This is a genomic window from Agromyces sp. NPDC004153 (genome assembly GCF_053603635.1).
The window spans coordinates 72,312-93,828 of the sequence record NZ_JBSGFY010000001.1 but is presented as its reverse complement, the minus strand read 5'-3'; the positions used below and the strand labels follow the sequence as shown (position 1 = coordinate 93,828).

The 21,517-nt window shown below is 72.4% G+C and carries 23 protein-coding genes; 18 read left to right on the top strand and 5 right to left on the bottom strand.

The features are described 5' to 3' along the window. The first annotated feature begins 83 nt into the window (after positions 1 to 83). From ACWEOH_RS00425 to ACWEOH_RS00380, 10 genes are all read left to right on the top strand, one after another. Entirely contained in the window at positions 84 to 860 is a 777-nt protein-coding gene (locus ACWEOH_RS00425) for an electron transfer flavoprotein subunit beta/FixA family protein (protein ID WP_452027269.1), read from the top strand. A 10-nt stretch (positions 861 to 870) separates the two neighbouring features. After that, a complete protein-coding gene (locus ACWEOH_RS00420; RefSeq protein WP_452027267.1) occupies positions 871 to 1,857 on the top strand; it encodes an electron transfer flavoprotein subunit alpha/FixB family protein in 987 nt (328 codons plus the stop codon). 195 nt (positions 1,858 to 2,052) lie between these two features. Continuing rightward, positions 2,053 to 3,666 carry a cytochrome b/b6 domain-containing protein gene (locus ACWEOH_RS00415; RefSeq protein ID WP_452027266.1) on the top strand — a complete coding sequence of 538 codons (1,614 nt, stop codon included), beginning with the start codon at positions 2,053 to 2,055 and terminating at the stop codon, positions 3,664 to 3,666. 134 nt (positions 3,667 to 3,800) lie between these two features. Next, positions 3,801 to 5,828, top strand: a complete 2,028-nt coding sequence (locus ACWEOH_RS00410; RefSeq protein WP_452027264.1) for an acetyl/propionyl/methylcrotonyl-CoA carboxylase subunit alpha — start codon at positions 3,801 to 3,803, stop codon at positions 5,826 to 5,828. 8 nt (positions 5,829 to 5,836) lie between these two features. Beyond that, the gene (locus ACWEOH_RS00405; RefSeq protein ID WP_452027262.1) at positions 5,837 to 7,000 is read left to right on the top strand and encodes an acyl-CoA dehydrogenase family protein; all 1,164 of its coding nucleotides are present in this window, start codon (positions 5,837 to 5,839) and stop codon (positions 6,998 to 7,000) included. 33 nt (positions 7,001 to 7,033) lie between these two features. Next, positions 7,034 to 7,573, top strand: coding sequence for a MaoC family dehydratase (locus tag ACWEOH_RS00400; protein ID WP_452027260.1), 540 nt, complete (start codon positions 7,034 to 7,036; stop codon positions 7,571 to 7,573). Then, positions 7,570 to 8,385, top strand: coding sequence for an HpcH/HpaI aldolase/citrate lyase family protein (locus tag ACWEOH_RS00395; protein ID WP_452027259.1), 816 nt, complete (start codon positions 7,570 to 7,572; stop codon positions 8,383 to 8,385). The genes ACWEOH_RS00400 and ACWEOH_RS00395 overlap by 4 nt, the downstream gene beginning before the upstream one ends. 185 nt (positions 8,386 to 8,570) lie before the next feature. Beyond that, a complete protein-coding gene (locus ACWEOH_RS00390; protein ID WP_452027257.1) occupies positions 8,571 to 9,665 on the top strand; it encodes an aldo/keto reductase in 1,095 nt (364 codons plus the stop codon). Between the two features lie 83 nt (positions 9,666 to 9,748). After that, positions 9,749 to 11,134, top strand: coding sequence for a M16 family metallopeptidase (locus tag ACWEOH_RS00385; protein WP_452027255.1), 1,386 nt, complete (start codon positions 9,749 to 9,751; stop codon positions 11,132 to 11,134). Positions 11,135 to 11,190: 56 nt separating this feature from the next. Continuing rightward, positions 11,191 to 11,793: a histidine phosphatase family protein gene (locus ACWEOH_RS00380; RefSeq protein WP_452027253.1), complete on the top strand. Its 603-nt coding sequence runs from the start codon at positions 11,191 to 11,193 to the stop codon at positions 11,791 to 11,793. Positions 11,794 to 11,820: 27 nt separating this feature from the next. Here ACWEOH_RS00380 and ACWEOH_RS00375 read toward each other — a convergent pair whose 3' ends face one another. Further along, positions 11,821 to 12,300, bottom strand: coding sequence for a GNAT family N-acetyltransferase (locus tag ACWEOH_RS00375; RefSeq protein ID WP_452027251.1), 480 nt, complete (start codon positions 12,298 to 12,300; stop codon positions 11,821 to 11,823). Between the two features lie 59 nt (positions 12,301 to 12,359). Here ACWEOH_RS00375 and dapB point away from each other — a divergent pair, with 59 nt between their 5' ends. Continuing rightward, complete coding sequence (gene dapB / locus ACWEOH_RS00370) at positions 12,360 to 13,109, top strand: 4-hydroxy-tetrahydrodipicolinate reductase (RefSeq protein WP_452027249.1); 750 nt, start codon at positions 12,360 to 12,362, stop codon at positions 13,107 to 13,109. Beyond that, positions 13,106 to 13,546, top strand: coding sequence for a hypothetical protein (locus tag ACWEOH_RS00365; RefSeq protein ID WP_452027247.1), 441 nt, complete (start codon positions 13,106 to 13,108; stop codon positions 13,544 to 13,546). The genes dapB and ACWEOH_RS00365 overlap by 4 nt, the downstream gene beginning before the upstream one ends. Here ACWEOH_RS00365 and ACWEOH_RS00360 read toward each other — a convergent pair. Genes ACWEOH_RS00360 through ACWEOH_RS00345 form a run of 4 tightly spaced genes read right to left on the bottom strand, consistent with a single transcriptional unit; the run spans position 13,521 to position 15,827 of the window. Then, positions 13,521 to 14,423, bottom strand: a complete 903-nt coding sequence (locus tag ACWEOH_RS00360) for a TIGR01777 family oxidoreductase (RefSeq protein ID WP_452027245.1) — start codon at positions 14,421 to 14,423, stop codon at positions 13,521 to 13,523. The genes ACWEOH_RS00365 and ACWEOH_RS00360 overlap by 26 nt on opposite strands. Before the next feature lies 1 nt (position 14,424). Further along, positions 14,425 to 14,847: an OsmC family peroxiredoxin gene (locus ACWEOH_RS00355; protein WP_148731689.1), complete on the bottom strand. Its 423-nt coding sequence runs from the start codon at positions 14,845 to 14,847 to the stop codon at positions 14,425 to 14,427. 55 nt (positions 14,848 to 14,902) lie between these two features. Next, complete coding sequence (locus ACWEOH_RS00350; RefSeq protein WP_452027242.1) at positions 14,903 to 15,361, bottom strand: DUF4395 domain-containing protein; 459 nt, start codon at positions 15,359 to 15,361, stop codon at positions 14,903 to 14,905. After that, positions 15,348 to 15,827, bottom strand: a complete 480-nt coding sequence (locus ACWEOH_RS00345; protein ID WP_452027240.1) for a TlpA family protein disulfide reductase — start codon at positions 15,825 to 15,827, stop codon at positions 15,348 to 15,350. Before ACWEOH_RS00345 ends, ACWEOH_RS00350 begins: the two co-directional genes overlap by 14 nt. A gap of 80 nt (positions 15,828 to 15,907) precedes the next feature. On the opposite strand from ACWEOH_RS00345, the gene ACWEOH_RS00340 reads away from it, so the two are divergent. From ACWEOH_RS00340 to ACWEOH_RS00315, 6 genes are all read left to right on the top strand, one after another. Further along, positions 15,908 to 16,717, top strand: a complete 810-nt coding sequence (locus ACWEOH_RS00340; RefSeq protein ID WP_452027238.1) for a thymidylate synthase — start codon at positions 15,908 to 15,910, stop codon at positions 16,715 to 16,717. Further along, positions 16,714 to 17,331, top strand: a complete 618-nt coding sequence (locus ACWEOH_RS00335; RefSeq protein WP_452027236.1) for a dihydrofolate reductase — start codon at positions 16,714 to 16,716, stop codon at positions 17,329 to 17,331. Before ACWEOH_RS00340 ends, ACWEOH_RS00335 begins: the two co-directional genes overlap by 4 nt. A 384-nt stretch (positions 17,332 to 17,715) precedes the next feature. Beyond that, on the top strand, positions 17,716 to 18,129 hold the full coding sequence (locus ACWEOH_RS00330) for a hypothetical protein (protein WP_452027234.1): 414 nt from the start codon (positions 17,716 to 17,718) through the stop codon (positions 18,127 to 18,129). 10 nt (positions 18,130 to 18,139) lie between these two features. After that, the gene (dapA, locus tag ACWEOH_RS00325; RefSeq protein ID WP_452027232.1) at positions 18,140 to 19,114 is read left to right on the top strand and encodes a 4-hydroxy-tetrahydrodipicolinate synthase; all 975 of its coding nucleotides are present in this window, start codon (positions 18,140 to 18,142) and stop codon (positions 19,112 to 19,114) included. Positions 19,115 to 19,186: 72 nt separating this feature from the next. Further along, on the top strand, positions 19,187 to 20,863 hold the full coding sequence (locus ACWEOH_RS00320) for a ribonuclease J (RefSeq protein WP_148731677.1): 1,677 nt from the start codon (positions 19,187 to 19,189) through the stop codon (positions 20,861 to 20,863). A gap of 75 nt (positions 20,864 to 20,938) precedes the next feature. Then, entirely contained in the window at positions 20,939 to 21,430 is a 492-nt protein-coding gene (locus tag ACWEOH_RS00315) for a GNAT family N-acetyltransferase (RefSeq protein ID WP_148731675.1), read from the top strand. Positions 21,431 to 21,517 lie beyond the last annotated feature (87 nt).

The following is a 21,517-nucleotide window of genomic DNA, read 5'->3' as shown; positions in this document are numbered from 1 at the left end:
GTGCGCGCTCACCGCGAGCGCGCGAAGCAACGTCGCAGAGAGGCGCCGATGGCCATGCTGAGCACGCCGGGGACCCGGGCCCGATGAAGATCGTCGTCCTCGTGAAGGAGGTCCCCGACACCTACGGGGAGCGCAAGCTCGACCTCGAGACGGGGCTCGCCGATCGCGCCGCGAGCGAGGCGGTGCTCGACGAGATCAGCGAGCGCGCCCTCGAGGTGGCACTGGCCCACGCCGACGCGCACGACGACGTCGAGGTGGTCGCCATGTCGATGGCGCCCGAGGGCGCCGCGACGACGATCCGCAAGGGCCTCGCGATGGGAGCCGCATCGGCCGTGCACATCGCCGACCCCGGCCTTGCCGCCGCGGACCTCGGCCTCACCGCGCGCACCCTCGCCGCCGCGATCCGACGCACCGGCTTCGACCTCGTCATCACCGGCAACCTCTCGACCGACGGCAGCGGCGGCGTGATCCCCGCCATGCTCGCCGAACTGCTCGAGGTGCCGAACGCGACCGCCCTCTCCTCGGTCGAGATCTCCGAGGGCTCGGTGTCGGGAACGCGCAGCGTCGAGGGCGGCACCATGCGCGTGAACGCGCCCATGCCGGCCGTGATCTCGATCACCGAGGCGCTCCCCGACGCCCGCTTCCCGAACTTCAAGGGCATCATGGCCGCGAAGAAGAAGCCGTTCGAGACGCTGAGCGCCGCCGACCTGGGCATCGAACCCGAGGACCTCTCCGTCCCCGTGTCCATCATGACCGCCATCGCCGAGAAGCCGCCGCGCGCGGCCGGGGTCAAGATCACCGATGACGGCGAGGGCGGCACGAGGATCGCGGAGTTCCTGATCGAGAACCGGCTGGTCTGAGAGGACGATCATGACCGACTATCCCGCAGACTCGATCCTCGTCGTGCTCGAGGCGACGTCGACCGGCGAGCTCGCGACGAGCGCGGCCGGCCTCCTCGCGGCCGCCGCGCAGATCGGCACGCCCGTCGCGCTCGCCGTCACCGCACCCGGCCAGGCGCAGTCGCTCGCCGAGCAGGCCGCCGCGCTCGGGGCCGACCGCGTGCTCGCCGTCGAGACGGCCTCGACGCAGTCCGAGCTCACGATCCCGCACGTCGACGCGCTCGCCGCCGCGGCGGCGACCGTCGCGCCCGGTGTGGTGCTCGTCTCGAACTCGACCGACGGCCGCGACATCGCCGGCCGGTTCGCCGCCCGCACCGGCGCGCCGATCGCCGTGGACGCGATCGGCGTCTCGCGCGACGACGAGGGCGTCGTCGCCCACCACTCCGTCTACGGGGGCGCGTTCAACGTCGACTCCGCGGCGACGTTCGGACCGTTCGTCGTGACCGTGCGCCAGGGCGCCATCGATGCCCGCGCCGAAGCCCGCCCCGTCGCCCTCGAGACGCTCGAGGTGACGGCCTCTGGCGCGGCATCCGCAGCCATCGAGTCGATCGAGGCCGTGACCGAGACGTCGAGCCGACCCGAGCTGCGGGGGGCGAAGCGGGTCGTCTCAGGCGGTCGCGGCCTCGGCTCGGCCGAGAAGTTCGCGCTCGTCGAGGAGCTCGCCGACGCCCTCGGCGCCGCCATCGGCGCGTCGCGCGCGGCGGTCGACGCCGGTTACATCCCGGCGAACCACCAGGTCGGGCAGACCGGCGTCTCGGTCTCGCCGCAGCTGTACGTCGCCCTCGGCATCTCGGGCGCCATCCAGCACCGCGCCGGCATGCAGACGGCCAAGAACATCGTCGCCGTGAACAAGGACCCCGACGCGCCGATCTTCGAGGTCGCCGACTTCGGCGTCGTCGGCGACGTCTTCACCGTGGTCCCGCAGCTGATCAGCGCACTCGCCGAACGGAAACGGTGACCCGTGGCCGCGAACGTGCGGAGCCTGCGCAGGGGACTGCCGCGCCGGCGCGGCGGTGAGCCCTGGCCGCCCGCCGGCGACGCGCCCGCCGACGTCCTGGCCGCATCGAGCGAAGCGCCCGCGGTCTCTGCGGTCCCAGTGGAGGCGGTCGCTGAGGCACCGGACGCGTCGGCGACGGCGACTCCCGCCGCAACGGTGGCGACAGCACCGGTCGCGTCGACGCCGGTGGTCGCCGCCGTCGTGCCCGCCGCCGCGGCATCTGGTCACCGGCTCCGAAGCGGACTCCCGCGCGTCCGGGGCGGCCGGCCGTGGCCGGAGGTCGGCGAGGCACCCAGCGCTGCGAACGTCGAAGTGACGGATGCCGCGGCCGCGCTGCAGCCGGCGGCCACTCTCGAGCCCGCCGCGCTCCCGATCGCGTCGACGGCGGCCGAGACGGCACCTGCACCGCAGCTCGCAGCGGCCGCCGCTGCGGCGACGGCAGCGGCCGGCACGGCGCTTCGCCGCGGGCTCCCGAGGGTCGCCGGGGGAGACCCGTGGCCGCCGGCATTCGCGGCCGCTCCGGTCGCTGAGCCCACGACGCCGGTCGCCGAGCCCGCGACGCCGACGCCGACCAGGGTGCCGGAGGTATCCGCACCGATCGCGGAGTCCGCGCCTGCCGCGCCCGTGGCGGCATCCGCACCGCCCGCCGGGGCCGTCGAGCCGTCGCCTGCGGCGCCCGCCCCCGTCGCCGCGGCCGCCGCGGCATCCGTGCCGACGGTGCCCGCAGCACCCACCCGGCCCTCCGAGCCGGCAGCGCCGGTCGCGCCGCCCGCGGCGCCCACCCGACCGCCCGCGCCGGCCGCGCCGCCCGCGCCGCCCGCGCCTGCCGCGGCACCGAGCGCTCCCACCAGGCCGGCTCCGAAGCACTACGGCCCGCTGACCGCCAGGCAATGGGTCGGGGCATCCGTCGTCGGCATCCTCGCGATCATCGGCGCCGCGACCATCGTGGTGCAGCTCACGCGGTGGTTCATGGGGCTGGACTTCATGCAGGATTTCCTCGCGACCTACCCCGGCGAGACGCCCCTTCCCGAGGGCGCGCCGGTGGGGTTGCCGGCCTGGCTCGGCTGGCAGCACTTCTTCAACGTGTTCCTGATCGTGCTGATCATCCGCTCGGGATTGCAGGTCCGCACCGAGCAGCGACCCCCGGCCTACTGGACGCCGCGCTGGGCGAAGGGCGGGCAGGGCCGGATCAGCCTGAACCTGTGGTTTCACCAGTCGCTCGACATCCTGTGGCTCGTGAACGGCCTGGTCTTCGTCGTGCTGCTGTTCGCGACCGGGCAGTGGATGCGCGTCGTGCCGACGAGCTGGGAGATCGTGCCGAACGCGATCTCCGCCCTGCTGCAGTACCTCTCGTTGAACTGGCCGCTCGAGAACGGCTGGGTGAACTACAACAGCCTCCAGGTGCTCGCCTACTTCGTCACGATCTTCATCGCAGCGCCGCTCGCGGCGCTGACCGGGGTGCGCATGTCGGGGCTGTGGCCGAAGCAGGCGGCGACGCTCAACCGCATCTATCCCGTCGAGTGGGCGAGGGCCGTGCACTTCCCGGTCATGCTGTACTTCGTCGCCTTCATCGTGGTGCACGTCACGCTCGTCTTCCTCACCGGAGCGCTGCGCAACCTCAACCACATGTACGCCGCCCAGGACGCCGACGGCTGGCTGGGCTTCTGGATCTTCGTCGCGTCGCTCGTGGTCATCGCGGCGGCGTGGGTCGCCGCCCGCCCCTCGCTGCTCGCGCCGATCGCGGGGATGTTCGGCAAGGTCGGCCGGTAACCCTTGTCATTTCAGTTAGCGGCCGCTAACATCGAATCCAGTTAGTGCGCGCTAACTGGATGGCGCGCGGACGACGTCGCAGAGAGGCGCGGATGGTCACGCTCACGAGCCCACCCGATCGGGCATCGGAACCGATGCGCACCACCGCACCCCGCCCGTTCGAACGCGTGCTGGTCGCCAACCGCGGCGAGATCGCCGTGCGGGTCATCCGCACGCTGCGCCGCCTGGGCATCCGCTCCATCGCCGTGTACTCCGACGCCGACGCCGACGCGCCGCACGTGCGACTCGCCGACGAGGCCGTGCGCATCGGGCCGGCCCTCGCGACCGAGAGCTACCTCGACCCCGAGCGCATCGTCGCCGCCGCCCTCGAGACGGGCGCCGAGGCGATCCACCCGGGCTACGGATTCCTCTCCGAGCACGCCGGGTTCGCCGAGGCGTGCCGCGATGCCGGGCTGGTGTTCGTCGGACCCGGCATCGAGGCGCTCGAGGTGATGGGCGACAAGATCCGCGCGAAGCGGCACGTCGAGGCGTCCGGCGTGCCGACCGTGCCCGGCATCGCCGACCCCACGCTCGACGACGCCGCCCTCATCGCCGCCTCGGCGACCGTCGGCTTCCCGCTGCTCGTGAAGCCCTCGGCGGGCGGCGGCGGCAAGGGCATGCAGGTCGCGCGTGACGCCGACGAGCTCGCCGCCGCGCTGCCCGCGGCCCGCCGCATCGCCCTCGCCGCGTTCGGCGACGACACGATGCTCATCGAGCGACTCATCGAGCGCCCGCGCCACATCGAGGTGCAGGTGCTCGCCGACGCCCACGGCACCGTCGTGCACCTCGGCGAGCGCGAGTGCTCGCTGCAGCGTCGTCACCAGAAGGTCATCGAGGAGGCGCCCTCGCCGCTGCTCGACGCCGCGACGCGTTCGCGCATCGGACAGGCGGCGTGCGACGCAGCCCGCAGCGTCGACTACCTCGGCGCGGGCACGGTCGAGTTCCTGGTGTCGGATGCCGCGCCCGACGAGTTCTTCTTCATCGAGATGAACACGCGGCTCCAGGTGGAGCACCCGGTGACCGAGCTCGTCACCGGGATCGACCTCGTGGAGCAGCAGCTCCGGATCGCCGCCGGCGAGCCGCTCGCGATCACGCAGCAGGACATCGAGCTGCACGGGCACGCGATCGAGGCCCGCGTCTACGCGGAGACACCGCACCGCGGCTTCCTCCCGTCCACCGGTGAGGTGCTCGCCTGGCGTGCCCCGGTCGGCGACGGCGTGCGCGTCGACGCCGGCATCGACGAGGGCCTCGAGATCACCGCCCACTACGACCCGATGATCGCCAAGGTGATCACGTTCGGCTCCGATCGCGCCGAGGCGCTCGACCGACTCGACCGGGCGCTCGCCGACACCGTCGTGCTCGGCGTCGACACGAACATCGCCTTCCTGCGGCGGCTGCTGGCCGATCCCGCCGTGCGGGCCGGCGACCTCGACACCGGACTCATCGATCGGATGCCCGAGGGCGACGCCGCCGCCGTGTCGCCGTCGCTCGTCGATGCGGCCGCGCGCCGATTCGCGAACGACGACGTCGTCGACCGGCTCACGTCGTCCGACGGAGGACCGACGGCCTGGTGGTCGGCCGCGGGCTGGCGTCCGGGATCCGTCCGCCACGTCGACGTGCTGCTCGCCCCCCGCGATCATCCGCACGACGTCCGCACGGTCGTGGCTGAGCCCGACGGTGCGGCCGCACGCCCGGCCGACTCGGTCGTCCGGGTCGGCGACGACGGGGCGGTCTGGGTGCACGGCGACGGCGAGTCGTCCGCCTTCGTGCGCATCGACCGTCGCACCCGCGCCGAGCAGCGGCGCGCCGCGACCGAACGCGGCGGCCTCGCCGCCGAGCCCGACCTCCGCTCGCCCATGCCGGGCACCGTCACCGCGGTGTTCGCCGCCGACGGCGACCGCGTCGAGGAGGGCGACGCCATCGTCGCCATCGAGGCGATGAAGATGGAGCACCGCGTCGTCGCCGCCGTCGACGGCACCGTGCGCCTGAGCGTCGCCGTGGGCGATCTCGTGAGCCGCGACCAGGCGGTCGCGCGCATCGAGCCGCACCCCGCGGCATCCGAACCCCAGTCCATCGACGGCCCTCACGAGGGCGCCGTCGCGAACGCATCCGACCAGGAATGAGGAGCACCATGCACGACCTGACCGACGAGGAACAGCAGCTGTACGACATGGTCTGCGAGTTCGCCGACACCGTCGTCGCGCCGCAGGCCTACGAGGCCGACCGGGCGCACGAACTGTCGATGGACGTCGTCGCGCAGATGGGCGAGCTCGGGCTCTTCGGCCTGCCGTTCCCCGAGGACGTCGGGGGCCAGGGCGGCGACTACATGGCACTGTGCCTCGCGATCGAGGCGCTCGCCCGCGTCGACCAGTCGATCGCGATCACCCTCGAGGCCGCCGTCGGCCTCGGCGCGATGCCGATCTACCGCCACGGCACCGAGGAGCAGAAGGCGCAGTTCCTGCCCGACCTCGTCGCGGGCCGCGCCCTCGCCGGCTTCGGCCTCACCGAGCCCGAGGCCGGATCCGACGCCGGCGCCACCCGCACCACGGCCGTGCTCGACGGCGACGAGTGGGTCATCAACGGCTCGAAGCAGTTCATCACCAACTCGGGCACGCCGATCACGTCGTTCGTCACGGTCACGGCGGTCACCGGCGAGCGCACGCGCCCCGACGGCTCCACCTCGAAGGAGCTCTCCACGATCATCGTGCCGAACGGCACGCCCGGCTTCACGGTCGGCCCGGGCTACGACAAGTCCGGCTGGCGCGCGTCCGACACCCACCCGCTGACGTTCGACGACGTCCGCGTGCCGGCCGCCAACCTGCTCGGCGAGCGCGGACGCGGCTTCGCCAACTTCCTCCAGGCGCTCGACGAGGGCCGCATCGCGATCGCCGCGCTCGCAACGGGCGCGGCCCAGGGATGCCTCGACGAGGCCCTGGCCTACGCGAAGACCCGCAACGTCTTCGGCGTGCCCATCGCAAGCCACCAGTACATCGCGTTCACCATCGCCGGGATGCAGGCCCGCGTGCACACCGCCCGTCTCGCCTGGCACGACGCCGCCCGCCGGGCCGATGCCGGCCTCCCGTTCAAGAAGGAGGCCGCGATCGCGAAGCTCGTCTCGAGCGACGCCGCCATGCTGAACGCCCGCGACGCGACCCAGATCTTCGGCGGCATGGGCTTCATGAACGAGACGACCGTGGCCCGGCACTACCGTGACTCGAAGATCCTCGAGATCGGCGAGGGCACGAACGAGGTGCAGCTCATGGTCATCGCCCGCGAGCTCGGGCTGGCCGGATAGGGGCGGCTCGGCCGCCGGGAAGGAACGAGCGTCATGACGGATGCCCCGATGCGCGAGGTCGTGCAGCGCGGACTCTGGTTCGAGGAGTTCGAGGAGGGCGTACGCTACCTGCACCGCCCGGGCCGCACGGTGACGGAGGCCGACAACGTGCTCTTCACCACGCTCACCATGAACCCGCAGCCGCTGCACCTCGACGCGGCCTGGTCGGCGCGCCAGCCGTTCGGCCGCATCCTCGTGAACTCGCTGTTCACGCTGTCGACCCTCGTCGGCCAGTCCGTTGCGCAGCTCACGCAGGGCACGCTCGTCGCCAACCTCGGCTTCGGCGCGGTCGCGTTCCCGAACCCGGTGTTCGTGGGCGACACCCTCTACGGCGAGAGCGTCGTCGAGTCGAAGCGGCTGTCGTCGTCGCGGCCCGGCGAGGGCATCGTCGTGCTCGGGCACACCGCGCGCAACCAGGACGGCGTGGTGGTCGCCACGGCGTCGCGCACGATGCTCGTGTGGACGCGCGAGGCGGGCGAGCAGCAGGGGCTCGCCGGCGGCGGCGGGGCCGCGGCATCCGGGAGCGACGGATGACGCACCCGCCGTTCCGCTTCGGCCCGGCGCTGCTGTTCTGCCCGGCCGACCGCCCCGACCGGTACGCGAAGGCGGCCGAGCGGGCCGACGCGGTGATCCTCGACCTCGAGGACGCCGTCGCCGATGCCGACAAGCGCGCCGCGCGCCTCGCGCTCGTCGAGTCCCGCCTCGACCCCGGGCGCGTCATCGTGCGCGTGAACCCGGCCGGCGGCCCCGACTTCGTCGACGACCTCGCAGCCGTCGCCGCCACGGAGTACCGCACCGTGATGCTCGCGAAGTGCGAGGGCACCGCCGACCTCGTCGACCTCGAGGACTTCGAGGTCATCGCGCTCTGCGAGACCGCCCGCGGCGTGCTCGCCGCGGCCGAGGTCGCCGCACTCCCGAACGTCTCCGCGCTGATGTGGGGGGCCGAGGACCTCGTCGCGTCGCTCGGCGGGTCCTCGAGCCGGCACGCCGACGGCCGGTACCGCGAGGTCGCGACGCACGCCAGGTCCCAGGTGCTGCTCGCGGCGGGTGCGCACGAGGTCGCGGCGATCGACACCGTGCACCTCGAGATCGGCGACCTCGACGGCCTGCGGGCCGAGGCGACGGATGCCGCGGCGGTCGGCTTCTCGGCCACGGCGTGCATCCACCCCTCCCAGGTGGCCGTCGTGCGCGACGCCTTCCAGCCCGACCCAGAGCGCCTGGAGTGGGCCCGTGCCGTGCTCGCGGCGGCCGCTCACGAGCCGGGCGTGTTCGCCTTCCGCGGCGCGATGGTCGACGCGCCGCTGCTGCGCCAGGCGGAGGCCGTCGTGCGTCGCGCCGGCCGCTGAACCGCCTCACCCGCGATTCGCCCCCCGATGAGGGCACATATCACGCCCGGTGTCCTGCATTCGGGGGACACGCCGTACCGGAAGCGCAAACGATTCGGTAACGGTTCGCAGAATTTCGCGGGTTCGCCGGGGGACAAGTACCCCGAGGACGTATCCTCGGAGTCAATCCTGGGGAGGAGGAGCGCGTGGCACGACGGCACATCCAGCGCGCCCGCACGGCGAGCGTCGCGGGGGCGACGCTCGTCGAGGACGGCATCACGACCGCGATCGACGACGCGGCGAGCGTCACCGCGTCGACGACGACGCCGGTGCTTCGCGTCGAGACGGTCGAGACGAACACCATGTCGGGGCCGATCATGGTCCCGGTGCGGCGACCGCTCGGCGACACCGGCATGACGACGCATCCGCTTGCGCTCGGAGGCAGCACCTTCGGGTGGACGCTCGGCCGCAACGAGGCGTTCGACGTGCTCGACCGCTTCGCCGGCACCGGTGGGGGCCTCGTCGACACGGCCGACAGCTACGCGGCGGGTCGCAGCGAGTGCATCCTCGGCTCGTGGATGCGCGACCGGAACACGCGTGACCGCATGCGCGTCATGACGAAGGTCGGACGCCACCCCGACCACCGGGGGCTCGCGCCGGTCGACATCCGCGCGGCGGTCGACGACTCGCTCCAGCGCCTCGGCACCGATCGGATCGACGTGCTGTTCTTCCACGGCGACGACCCCGAGGTGCCGCTCGAGGAGAGCCTCGGCGAGGTCGACGCGCTCATCACGGCCGGCAAGGTGCTCGCGATCGGCGCGGCCGACTTCTCGCCCGAGCGCCTCATCGAGGCGCGGGTGCTGGCCGCGAACGGCCTGCCGCGGTTCGAGCTCCTGACGACGCGCTACAACCTGATGGAGCGCAAGCCGTTCGAGGGCGCCACCGAGCTCGTCGCGCACGCGCAGGGCCTCGCGGTGCTGCCGTACTTCGCGCTCGCGAACGGCTTCCTCGGCGGGCGGGTGCGCCGTCGCGCCGACGTGCGCCACGACGCCCGTGGCCACCGCGTGGCGAAGCACCTCGGCCGTCGCGGCCACCGCGTGCTGGCCGCCGTCGACGAGATCGCGTTCGCGCACGGCGTGCAGCCCGCGTCGATCGCGCTGGCGTGGCTCCTCGCGAAGCCCACCGTCGTCGCGCCGGTGGCGAGCGCCACGCGGCCCGACCAGGTCGAGGCGCTCATCGCCGCGGCATCCGTCGAGCTGCACCGCTCGGAGCTCGTCGAGCTCGACCGCGCATCCGCCTGAGCCGGCCGGCCCGCGGGGCCCGTGAGCCGCGCCGAGACGTCTCAGCCTGCCCATCGGCGGCGTCGTGACATAGGCTGTTCGGGATGAACGGCGCCGTCGACCTCCCACTCGGCCAGGCCGAACTCTCGTTCACGGCAGCAGGCGACGCGCGGGTTCGGCGCAGCGTGCTCTCCTCTGGCGTGCGGGTCCTCTCCGAGCACGTGCCCGGCAGTCGCAGCGTCACCGTCGGCTTCTGGGTCGCGGTGGGCTCGCGCGACGAGCAGCACGCGGATGCCGCGCACCCCGCGACGTACGGCTCGACGCACTTCCTCGAGCACCTGCTGTTCAAGGGCACGACGAGCCGCACGGCGCTCGACATCGCGATCTCGTTCGACGCCGTCGGGGGCGAGCACAACGCGCTCACGGCCAAGGAGTACACCTGCTACTACGCCAAGGTGCAGGATCGCGACCTCCCGATGGCCGTCGAGGTGCTCGCCGACATGTTCACGTCGTCGCTGCTCGACCCGGTCGAGTTCGACAACGAGCGCGGCGTCATCCTCGAGGAGCTCTCGATGGCCGGCGACGACCCCGCCGACGTCGCGAACGAGAAGTTCTTCGAGGCCGTGCTGGGGGAGCATCCGCTCGGCCGCCCGATCGGCGGCAACCCCGTGACCATCCGCGCCGCCACCCGCGACGCCGTGTGGGAGCACTACCGCGCCAACTACCGGCCGCAGGACCTGGTGGTCACGGTCGCGGGCGCGGTCGACCACGACGCGCTCGTCACCGACCTCACGGCGGCGCTCACCCGCCACGGCTGGGACCTCGGCGTCGAGGCCGCACCGGTCGACCGACGCAGCGAGGCGCCCGCGATGCTCGCGTCCGGCACCCCGCTCACGGTCGTCGAGCGCCCGATCGAGCAGGTCAACCTGCTGCTCGGGGTGCCCGGCATCGTCGCGACCGACGAGCGTCGCTCCACCATGAGCGTGCTCAATGCGATCTTCGGCTCGGGCATGTCGTCGCGGCTCTTCCAGCAGGTGCGGGAGCGCCGCGGGCTCGCCTACGCGGTGTACTCGTTCGCGCCGGCCTACTCCGACGCGGGCCTGTTCGGCATGTACGCGGGGTGCGCCCCCTCGAAGGCCGGCACCGTCGCCGGGCTCATGCGCACCGAGCTCGAGCGCGTCGCCGAGCACGGCGTCACCGACGACGAGCTGCGCCGCGCCTCCGGGCAGCTCGCCGGCGCATCGGCGCTCGCGCTCGAGGACTCCGACACCCGCATGTCCCGGCTCGGGCGCTCCGAGCTCACGCTCGGCGAGTTCGCCGACCTCGACGAGGCCCTCCGCCGCATCTCGCTCGTCACCGTCGACGACGTGCAGGCGCTCGCGGCCGACCTCGTCTCCCGGCCGTTCTCCCTGGTCGCCGTGGGCGCGACCGACGAGGCGGCGCTCCACGGCGCGGTCGACGAGATCGCCGCCGGCACCGACGTCGCCTGACGCCGGATCCGACCGACGCAGTTCACGACCGCGACGCAGTACAGGAAAGCAGGACCGTGCCACACCACCTCTACCTCGTCCGCCACGGCGAGCAGCTCGATGCGGAGCACGGCATGCCCGACGGACCCCTCTCGCCGCGCGGCCGCCGCCAGGCGGAGCTGCTCGGTGAGCGCCTCGGCGGCGTTCCGTTCGACCACGCGTGGCACTCGCCGTTGCAGCGCGCCGCCGAGACCGCGGCGATCATCGCCGCGAAGATGCCCGCCCTCGAGCCCGAGCCGTCGGCGCTGCTCTTCGACTGCATCCCGTCGGGTCCGGCGCCCGAAACGCCGAAGGTCTACGAGGGCTTCTTCGGGTCGGTCACTGAGGCCCAGATCGAGGCGGGCAGTGCGCAGATGGCGGATGCCGCGGCGGAGTTCCTGCGGTCGCACCGTGAAGACCGGCACGACCTGCTCATCACGCACAACTTCGTCATCGCGTGGCTCGTGCGCGAGGCGCTCGGTGCGCCCGACTGGCGCTGGCTCTCGATCAACCAGGCGAACTGCGGGCTCACGGTGCTCACGCAGAAGAGCGGGCGCCCGTGGAGCCTGCTCGTGCACAACGACATGGCGCACCTGCCGCCCGAGCTGCGCACGGGACTGCCCGAGCAGTACGCGCTGTAGGGCGCGCGTGCCCACGCCCGCGCCTGCTCAGCCGACGCGCTTGCCGTACCAGTGCGTCGCGTTCGGGTTCGCGTTGTAGGGCTCGACCTCGACGTAGCCGCTCGAGCGGTAGAGCCCGCCCGCAGCCTCGAGGCTCGCGTTCGTGTCGAGCACGAGCTCCTGCGCCCCGAACTCGACGGCGCGACGCTCGAGCTCGTGGAGCAGCTGCCGCCCGGCGCCCTTGCCGCGCGCGTTCGGCGAGAGCCAGAGGTGCTTCACCTCGAAGCGCACCTCGTACGTCTCGGGCCGGCGCTGGATGCGACGCACGCCGCCGCAGCCGATGACCTCGCCGCGATCGTCCTCGACGACGAGGAACACGCCTGCCGGCGGCGTGAACTGCTCCGGCGTGGGATACGTCGGACGGTACTCGCCCTGCTCCGCCGGGAATCCGGCCGCGCGTTCGGCGAAGTATGCATCGAGCAGGGCGAGCGCCTCGGCGCTCGTGACGTCGACCTCTCGGAACCGCATGGCCCCAGCCTAGGGCGGGCCGGCCGGGGCATCCGACCGCCCTTGCTAGGGTGAAGCACGTGACGATACGGGTCGCCGTGGCCGGAGCCACGGGCAAGATGGGACGCCTCGCGATCGACCTCATCGAGGCATCCGACGACCTCGAACTGCATGCGGCGCTCGATTCGAGCTCGGAGCTCGACGAGATGCTCGGCGCCGACGTCGCGCTCGACGTCACGCACCCGGCCGCGAGCGCCGGCATCGTGGAGTTCGCCACGGGCGCCGGCATCCCGATCGTCGTGGGCACCTCGGGCTGGTCGCACGACCGCATTGCCGAGATCGCGCAGTTCGTGCGTGGCCACGACGACGCCGGTGCGGTGCTGTTCATCCCCAACTTCTCGATCGGCAGCGTGCTCGGCACTGCCTTCGCGGCCCTCGCGGCGCGGTTCTTCGACTCGATCGAGATCGTCGAGGCCCATCACGCCGGCAAGGTCGACTCGCCGTCGGGCACCGCCGTGCGCACCGCCGAGCTCATCGGCGAGGCGCGCGCCGCGATCGGCCCGGTGTCGGCGCCGCACGCCGACCAGCGCGCCCGCGGCCAGCTCGTCTCGGGCGTGCCCGTGCACAGCCTGCGCCTCAACGGGCTCCTCGCCGAGCAGCGCGTGGTGCTCGGCGGCGACGGCGAGACGCTCACGATCGCGCACTCGACCGTGTCGTCGACGGCCTACGAGCAGGGGATCCTCCTCGCGCTGCGACGTGCGCCGTCGGCCACGGGCGTGATCGTCGGCCTCGACGCGCTGCTCGACCTCGGGCTCCCGGGCGCCCCGTGACCACGCGTGCGGGCGCCATCCTCATGGCGGTGCTGCTCGCGATCTACCTCGTGCTCGTCGGCTGGCGGGCGGTGCAGTTCGTGGCCACCGGCGAGCCCGTCGCCGTGGGCATCGGCATCGCGCTCATCGTGCTGCCGGTAATCGCGGCGTGGGCGCTGTGGCGCGAGATCGCGTTCGGCGTGCAGTCGCAAGCGCTCATGCGACGCCTCGAGGCCGAGGACGGGCTCGACCTCGGCATCCCGACCACGCCGAGCGGCCGGGCCGAGCGCGCCGGTGCGGATGCCGCGTTCCCCGCGTTCCGCGAGGCGGCGGAGGCCGAACCCGATTCCTGGCGCGCCTGGCTGCGCCTCGGCCTCGCCTACGACGCCGCGGGCGACCGCCGACGCGCGCGCAGCGCCGTGCGCCGCGCGATCACGCTCGAGCGCGCGGAGCGCTGAGCATCGCGTCGAGCGCCGACTCGACGGTCACGTGCTCGAAGCGGAAGCCGTCGTCGATGAGGCGCTGCGGCCGCACCTTCTGGCTCGAGAGCAGCAGTTCGTCGGCGGCGCGGCCGAGCGCGAGCTCGAGCATGCGCTCGGGCACTGCGAGCGTGTAGGGGCGGTGCATCCGCTCGGCCATCGCGGTCATCACCCGGTCGGCGGTCGCGGGGGTCGGGCCGGCGAGGTTCACCGGTCCCGACACGTGCGAGCCGAGCAGGTGCGCGATGCCCGCGATCTCGTCGTGCAGGGAGATCCAGGGCCAGTGCTGGCCGCCCGTGCCGAGGCGGCTCGACAGCCCGAACCGGGTGAGCGTGCCGACGCGCTGCAGGGCCCCGCCGTGGCCTACCACGATGCCCGTGCGGAACACGACCGTGCGGGTCTCGTCGGGTGCGAGCGATGCTGCGCCCTCCCAGCGCTGCACGACCTCGGCGAGGAAGCCCGAGCCCGCACTCGAGAATTCGGTCAACAGCTCGCCGGGCCGGTCGCCGTAGTAGCCGACGGCGGACGCGCTGAGGAACACCGCCGGCGGACGCCGCGCCTTGCGCATCGCGTCGGCGAGCGTGCGCGTCGCGGTCACGCGCGAGTCGACGATCTCGCCGCGGTAGCCCTTCGTCCACGGCAGCCGGGCGAGCGAGGCGCCCGAGAGGTTGACGACCGCGTCGACGCGGTCCATGACGGTGAAGTCGATGATCCCCGACGCCGGCGACCAGGATGCCTCGTCCGCGCCCTGGGCACGGCGCCGCACCAGCCGCACGACCTCGTGGCCCTCGGCGGTGAGCCGCTCGCTGAGGGCCGTTCCGAGGAATCCGGAGGCGCCGGCGATGAGGATCCGCACGTCAGGCGAGCTCGGCTTCGATCGTGATCGGGATGGCGAGCGCCTGCGAGATGGGGCAGTTCGCCTTGGCGTCGTCGGCGAAGCGCTCGAACTCCTCCTCGGTGATGCCAGGCACGCGCGCGCTGACGAGCAGGTGGCTGCCGAGCACTCCGCGGCCCGCCTCGAACGTCACGGCCGCGGTGGCCTGGATGCTCTCGGCCGGGTGGCCGGCCTGCGCGAGCGCGAGCGAGAGCGCCATGCAGAAGCACGCGGAGTGCGAGGCGGCGAGGAGCTCCTCGGGATTCGTCGTGTTGGCCACGCCCGCCGCCCGTGCATCCCAGTTCACCCCGAAGGTCGCGAGCCCCGACGAGTCAAGGGACACGTCGCCGGACCCCTCGAACAGCGTGCCCTTCCAGATGGTGGTCGCTTCAGACGTCAGTGCCATGTGGTCCTCCTCCTCGAGCCGGGATCCCAGCCTAGCCCGGGGGGCACCGGCGTCGTCAGGTCCTGGGGATGACTCGAGCCCGCACCAGCAGGAGGTACAGCTGGCAGCCGAGGCAGTAGCCGAACACGGCGTTGAGGAAGGCCGCGACGAACGCCAGCGACGCAGCGATCGGCACCGCGAGCTGCAGCCCGAACGCGCCGAGCAGCACGCCCGCGACGGTCACCGCGAACCCGACGCCCTGGGCGAACGTCGGCGGCCGCGGGTCCTCGAGCTCGTCGGGCGGCGCGAGGCGTGGTCGCACGAAGCGCTTGAAGAGCAGGCCGAACGGATGCCGCCGGACGCCCGCGAACGCGCCCCAGGCGAACAGCGCGGCGAGGCCCGTGAGCAGCAGCCACGCGGCGAGGCCGGCGCCGCCGAAGCCGAGCACGGCGACGACGAGGAGCAGCACGGCCGTGATGCCGGCGGTGAAGCGCGGGCCGCGCGGATCGATGCCGGCGGGTTCAGGATGGGACACGGGACCTCCCGGTGAGTTCGTCGAGGCGGTCGCGCACCTCGTGCGAGCGCGGCACCCCGGCGATGCGGGCCGTCGTCGCGCCGCGCGCGTCGAGGATGAGCGTGGTGGGCGTCTGCAGCACGTGGAACCGGTCGGCCACGTCGGGCCGGTGCGTGAGGTCGACCTCCACGTGGCGCACGCCGGCGTAGTCGTCCGCGATCGACGCGAGCTCGCGGGCCGTGGCGGGGCAGCGGCTGCAGTAGGCGGTCGAGAACTGCACGAGCGTCGCCGAGTCGCCGAAGGCCTCGGTCGCGACGCCGAGGTCGCGGCTCGCGGTCGCGGTGGTCAACGTCGCTGCGTCATCGCCGGCTCGGCTCGCGTCGCGGACGGTGCGGACGCGTCCGGTGCGCCACCTCCACGCGAGGCCGATCGCCGCGGCCGCGGCGGGCAGCGCGACGGCGGCGATGAGCGCGGCCGGCCAGTCCATGCGGGGATGCTACGCCGACGCGGCATCCGCCCGGCCCGGTATGACGGCGGATGACGCACGGCGGGGTTACCATCGACGCGATGGCCGCGACGATCCTGACGCCCTACGAAGACCTCCTGCGCGACGTGCTCGAGCACGGCACGCACAAGACGGACCGCACGGGCACCGGCACGCGCAGCGTGTTCGGCCGCCAGCTGCGGTTCGACCTCGCGCAGGGGTTCCCGCTCGTCACCACCAAGCGGGTGCACTTCAAGTCGATCGCGTACGAGTTGCTCTGGTTCCTGCGCGGCGACTCCAACGTGCGGTGGCTGCAGGAGCACGGCGTCAGCATCTGGGACGAGTGGGCGGATGCCGCTGGCGAGCTGGGCCCCGTCTACGGCGTGCAGTGGCGCTCCTGGCCGACCCCGGGTGGCGACACCATCGACCAGATCTCGCAGGTCATCGAGCAGATCCGGGTGAACCCCGACTCGCGCCGGCTCATCGTCTCGGCGTGGAATCCCGCCGACATCCCCGACATGGCGCTCGCGCCGTGCCACGCGCTGTTCCAGTTCTACGTGGCCGACGGACGGCTGTCGTGCCAGCTCTACCAGCGCAGCGCCGACCTGTTCCTGGGCGTGCCGTTCAACATCGCGTCCTACGCACTGCTCACGCACATGGTGGCGCAGCAGACCGGCCTCGAGGTCGGCGACTTCGTCTGGACGGGCGGCGACTGCCACATCTACGACAACCACGTCGAGCAAGTGACCGAGCAGCTCTCGCGCGACCCCTATCCGGCGCCCACGCTGCGGTTCGCGCGCACGCCCGACTCGATCTTCGACTACGAGTACGACGACTTCGTCGTCGAGGACTACCAGCACCATCCGGCGATCCGCGCGGCCGTCGCCGTATGACGAGCGCTGCGGATGCCGCGGCGCCGGAGCCCGCGGCTGGGGCGGCCCGGCCGCGCATCGGCCTGATCTGGGCGGAGTCCGCGGGCGTCATCGGCCGCGACGGCGGCATGCCCTGGCACGTGCCCGAAGACCTGGCGCATTTCAAGGAGGTCACGCTCGGCGCGCCCGTCGTCATGGGCCGCCGCACGTGGGAGTCCCTGCCGCCGCGGTTCCGTCCCCTGCCCCGACGCGCCAACATCGTGGTGACGCGCAACGACGCGTGGGCCGCCGACGGCGCCGTGCGCGCGGCATCCGTCGACGACGCGCTGACGCTCGCCGCGGCCGGCGATCCGCCATGGATCTGGGTCATCGGCGGCGCCGACCTCTTCGGGCAGCTCATGCCGACGGCCGACCGCCTCGAGGTCACCGAGCTGCGCGCGTCAGGCGGCGGCGACGCGGTCGCACCCGAAGCGGGCGACACCCCGGCACCCCGGGTCGACCCCGCGTCATGGCACCTCGCCCGCGTCGAGCCGCCCACGGGCTGGCTGCCCTCTCGCTCGGGCCTCGAGTACCGCTTCCTGCGCTACCTCCGCGCCCGGCGGACCCACGACCTCTCTGGCCCCCGCGACTCCTGAAAAGAAGGACATCGCATCGCGCCGCGCCGCGCCGCGCCGAGGATGGTGCTCTCCCATCCAGCGACTTCGATGCCCGCACTTGGCCTTCGGCGTTGATGCCCGTACTCGCTGGGGCATTGATGCCCGTCCTTGTTTTGAGGAGTCGCTGGGGTGCGTCCTTGTCTTCGGGGGTCTCCGGGAGCGAGAGCTCATCTTCTCTGGGTCGGAATGGCTGGGCGAGGTAAACTCGCGGCGTGGTTCGGAGCAGCTCCCGCTCATTCTCGGAGGGAAGGGGCTCTCGGCCTTGAGTGCGGAGTCGTCCTGCACAGTGGCGCATCCGCGTCGAACTCCACGGAAGCGAGTTCGGCGCGACGGGCAGGGAGGGTGAACGGCGAGACTCGGGCGGTGAGATTCGAGCGTGAGACAGCGGGACTCGGCGGAATCGCACGCAGATCCGATCTGCGGAGGATCGGACTCGATGACGAAACCATTCGCATCCTGGTCGCGCACGGTCGACTGATCCGAGTGCGTCAGGCGTGGTACGCGTTGCCCGAGACCGACGCCGACGTGCTGCGAGCATGCAGCCTGGGCGGGCGGTTGGCGTGTGCGAGCGCCCTCCGCTTCCATGGCGAGGCGGTCGACGATGCGGGCGTCCTGCACGTCGAGCTGCCTGCGAACGCGATGGCGCGGAAGCTCGAGGGTGATTGGGATCACGTGCGGCTGCATCAGCCTCGAAGTCCGTCGATGGGGAATCGGGCCGTCGTCGACCTCTGCGCCGCCCAGCGTCAGTGGGAGCGGTGCGGGCGGGCGACCCGATAGCCTTGAGCACGTGGCTCAGGACAACCCCTTCGGACAGGTGCTCGTCGCGCTCGTCACGCCGATGACGGCGGACGGCGAGGTCGATTGGCCCGGGGTCGAGAAGCACATCGACGACGTCATCACCGCGGGCGCCGACGGCATCGTGGTCACGGGCACGACGGGGGAGACCTCGACGCTCACCGACCCCGAGAAGATCCGCCTCGTCGAGGTCGGGAAAGACGTCGCGGGCGGGCGGGCGAAGATCATCACGGGCGGCGGCTCGAACGAGACCGCCCACGCGATCGAGCTCTACAAGCACTCCGAGCAGGCCGGCGCCGACGGCATCATGATCGTCACGCCGTACTACAACAAGCCGACGCAGGCGGGCATCCTCACGCACTTCCGGCTGGTGGCGGATGCCACGGACCTCCCGGTCATCCTCTACGACATCCCCGGGCGCACGGGCGTGCCCATCAAGTACGAGACGATCCTGCGGCTCGCCAAACACCCGAACATCCTCGCGATCAAGGACGCCAAGGGCGACTTCAGCGAGGTGAGCCGCGTGCTCAACCAGACCGACCTCATGTACTTCTCGGGCGACGACGCGAACGTGCTGCCGCACCTCGCGATCGGGGCGACGGGCCTCATCGGCGTCACCGCGAACATCGCGCCCGCGCCGTACCGCACCATCGTCGACGCCGTGAACGCGGGCGACCTGAAGGCGGCGACGGCCGAGCACCAGCGGCTCGAACCGCTCGTGCGCGCGGTCATGACGCACGTGCCCGGCACGGTCGCCGCGAAGTACATCCTGCACGGGCTCGGCCGCATCGGCAGCCCGCGCGTGCGACTGCCGCTCGTCGGCCCCGAGGAGTGGGAGGCCGCCCTCATCGAGGACGAGATCGACCTCGTCCAGGGCATCCCCGGCGCCGACTTCCACAACTTCCGCCCCGACCGCAACGCCGCCGCCGGCGGCGCGCTGCCGAAGGTCGCGGGCACGACGCGCTGACGCGCGCCACGAGGCATCCGCGGCGCCGCGACTGGCCCGCACGAACTGAACACCGCAACGTAAGGAGGGCCCATGCCCGACGTCGTCATCGAACCGGAGCCGCTCGATCCGGGGACCCTGCGCATCATCCCCATCGGCGGCCTCGGCGAGGTCGGCCGCAACATGACGAGCTACGAGATCGACGGCAAGATCCTCATCGTCGACTGCGGCGTGCTGTTCCCCGAGGAGCACCAGCCCGGCGTCGACCTGATCCTGCCCGACTTCGGGTTCCTGAGGGAGCGGCTCGACGACATCGTGGGCGTCGTGCTCACGCACGGCCACGAGGACCACATCGGCTCGGTGCCGTACCTGCTGCGACTGCGCCGCGACATCCCGCTCATCGGCTCGACGCTCACGCTCGCCCTCGTCGAGGCGAAGCTCAAAGAGCACCGCATCCAGCCCTACACGCTCACCGTGAGCGAGGGGCAGCGCGAACGGATCGGTCCGTTCGACCTCGAGTTCGTCGCGGTGAACCACTCCATCCCCGACGCCCTCGCCGTGGCCATCAAGACCCGCGCGGGCACGGTGCTCGCGACCGGCGACTTCAAGATGGACCAGCTGCCGCTCGACGGCCGGCTCACCGACCTGCGCGAGTTCGCGCGCCTCGGCGAGGAGGGCGTCGACCTCTTCATGGTCGATTCCACCAACGCGGATGTCCCGGGCTTCACCCCGCTCGAGCGCTCGATCGGCCCCGTGCTCGACGAGGTCATCGCGCGCTCGCCGCGGCGCGTCATCGTCGCGAGCTTCTCGAGCCACGTGCACCGCGTGCAGCAGGTGCTCGATGCCGCGGCATTCAACGGCCGCCGCGTGGCGCTCCTCGGGCGCAGCATGGTGCGCAACATGACGATCGCGGCCGAGCTCGGCTACCTCAAGGTGCCCGAGGGCGTGCTCGTCGACTACAAGAAGGCCGGCGACATCCCCGACGACGAGATCGTCTACATGTCGACGGGATCGCAGGGCGAGCCGATGGCGGTCCTGAGCCGCATGGCGAATCGCGACCACCAGATCGAGATCGGCGAGGGCGACACGGTCATCCTCGCGTCGAGCCTCATCCCGGGCAACGAGAACGCGGTGTACCGCGTGATCGACGGGCTCACGAAGCTCGGCGCCAACGTCGTGCACAAGGGCAACGCGAAGGTGCACGTCTCGGGCCACGCGGCGGCGGGGGAGCTGCTGTACTGCTACAACATCCTGAAGCCGCGCAACGTCCTCCCGATCCACGGCGAGTACCGGCACCTGTTCGCGAACGCGAAGCTCGCGCAGGACACGGGCATTCCCGAGGCGAACACGTTCATCGGCGAGAACGGCACGGTGTACGACCTCCGCGACGGCGTCGTGCGGGTGACCGGGCAACTCGACCTGGGCTTCGTGTACGTCGATGGCTCCACCGTCGGCGAGATCACCGACGCCGACCTGAAGGACCGGCGCATCCTCGGCGAGGAGGGCTTCATCTCGGTCATCATCGTCGTGGACGCCTCGACGGGTCGCATCATCGTCGGCCCCGAGATCCATGCCCGCGGGTTCGCCGAGGACGATGCCGTGTTCGAGGAGGTCAAGCCGAAGATCTCGGCCGCGCTGCTCGAGGCGGCGCAGAACGGCGTCCGCGACCAGCACGCGCTGCAGCAGACGGTGCGGCGCACGGTCGGCACGTGGGTGAACCGTCGGCTCCGTCGGCGTCCGATGCTCGTGCCGCTCGTCATCGAGGCGTAGCGGCATCCGAGCGCACCGCCACCGACCGGTCGGGGGAGAAACACCGCGGAAACACGCAACGCGTAGCATCCGCGCATGGCGGACTTCACCATCCGCCCGGCCATCCCCGGCGACGGCGCGTTCCTCGCGGACATGGTGGTCGAGGCGGCGAACTGGCGGGCGGGGGTCACCCGGCCCCGTCCGGTCGTGCTCGCCGACCCCGCCTACCGCGGCTACATCGCGGGCTGGCAGCGCCCCTCCGACCAGGGCGTCGTCGCGCTCGACCTCGACGGCAAGCCGGTCGGCGCCGCGTGGTACCGGCTCTTCGCCGCGGATGCCCCGGCGCACGGCTTCATCGGCAGCGGCGTGCCCGAGCTCATCATCGGGGTGCGTCCGCTCTGGCGGGCGCAGGGCGTCGGTCGCGCGCTGCTGCAATCGCTGGCGGATGCCGCGCGCGCGGCCGGATTCGCCCGCCTCACGCTGAGCGTGGAGCACGGCAACTTCGCGGAGGCGCTCTACCGCTCGGAGGGGTTCGCCGTCGTCGGCAGCGGCGACGGGCGCGACACGATGGTGCGCCGCCTGCGCTGAGGCGACTCACCGCCGCAGCTCCGACCCGATCCGTGCCGATCGGCGTGACTTCGCTGATCGCGGACATGCGCCGCGTCCTGTCGGCCC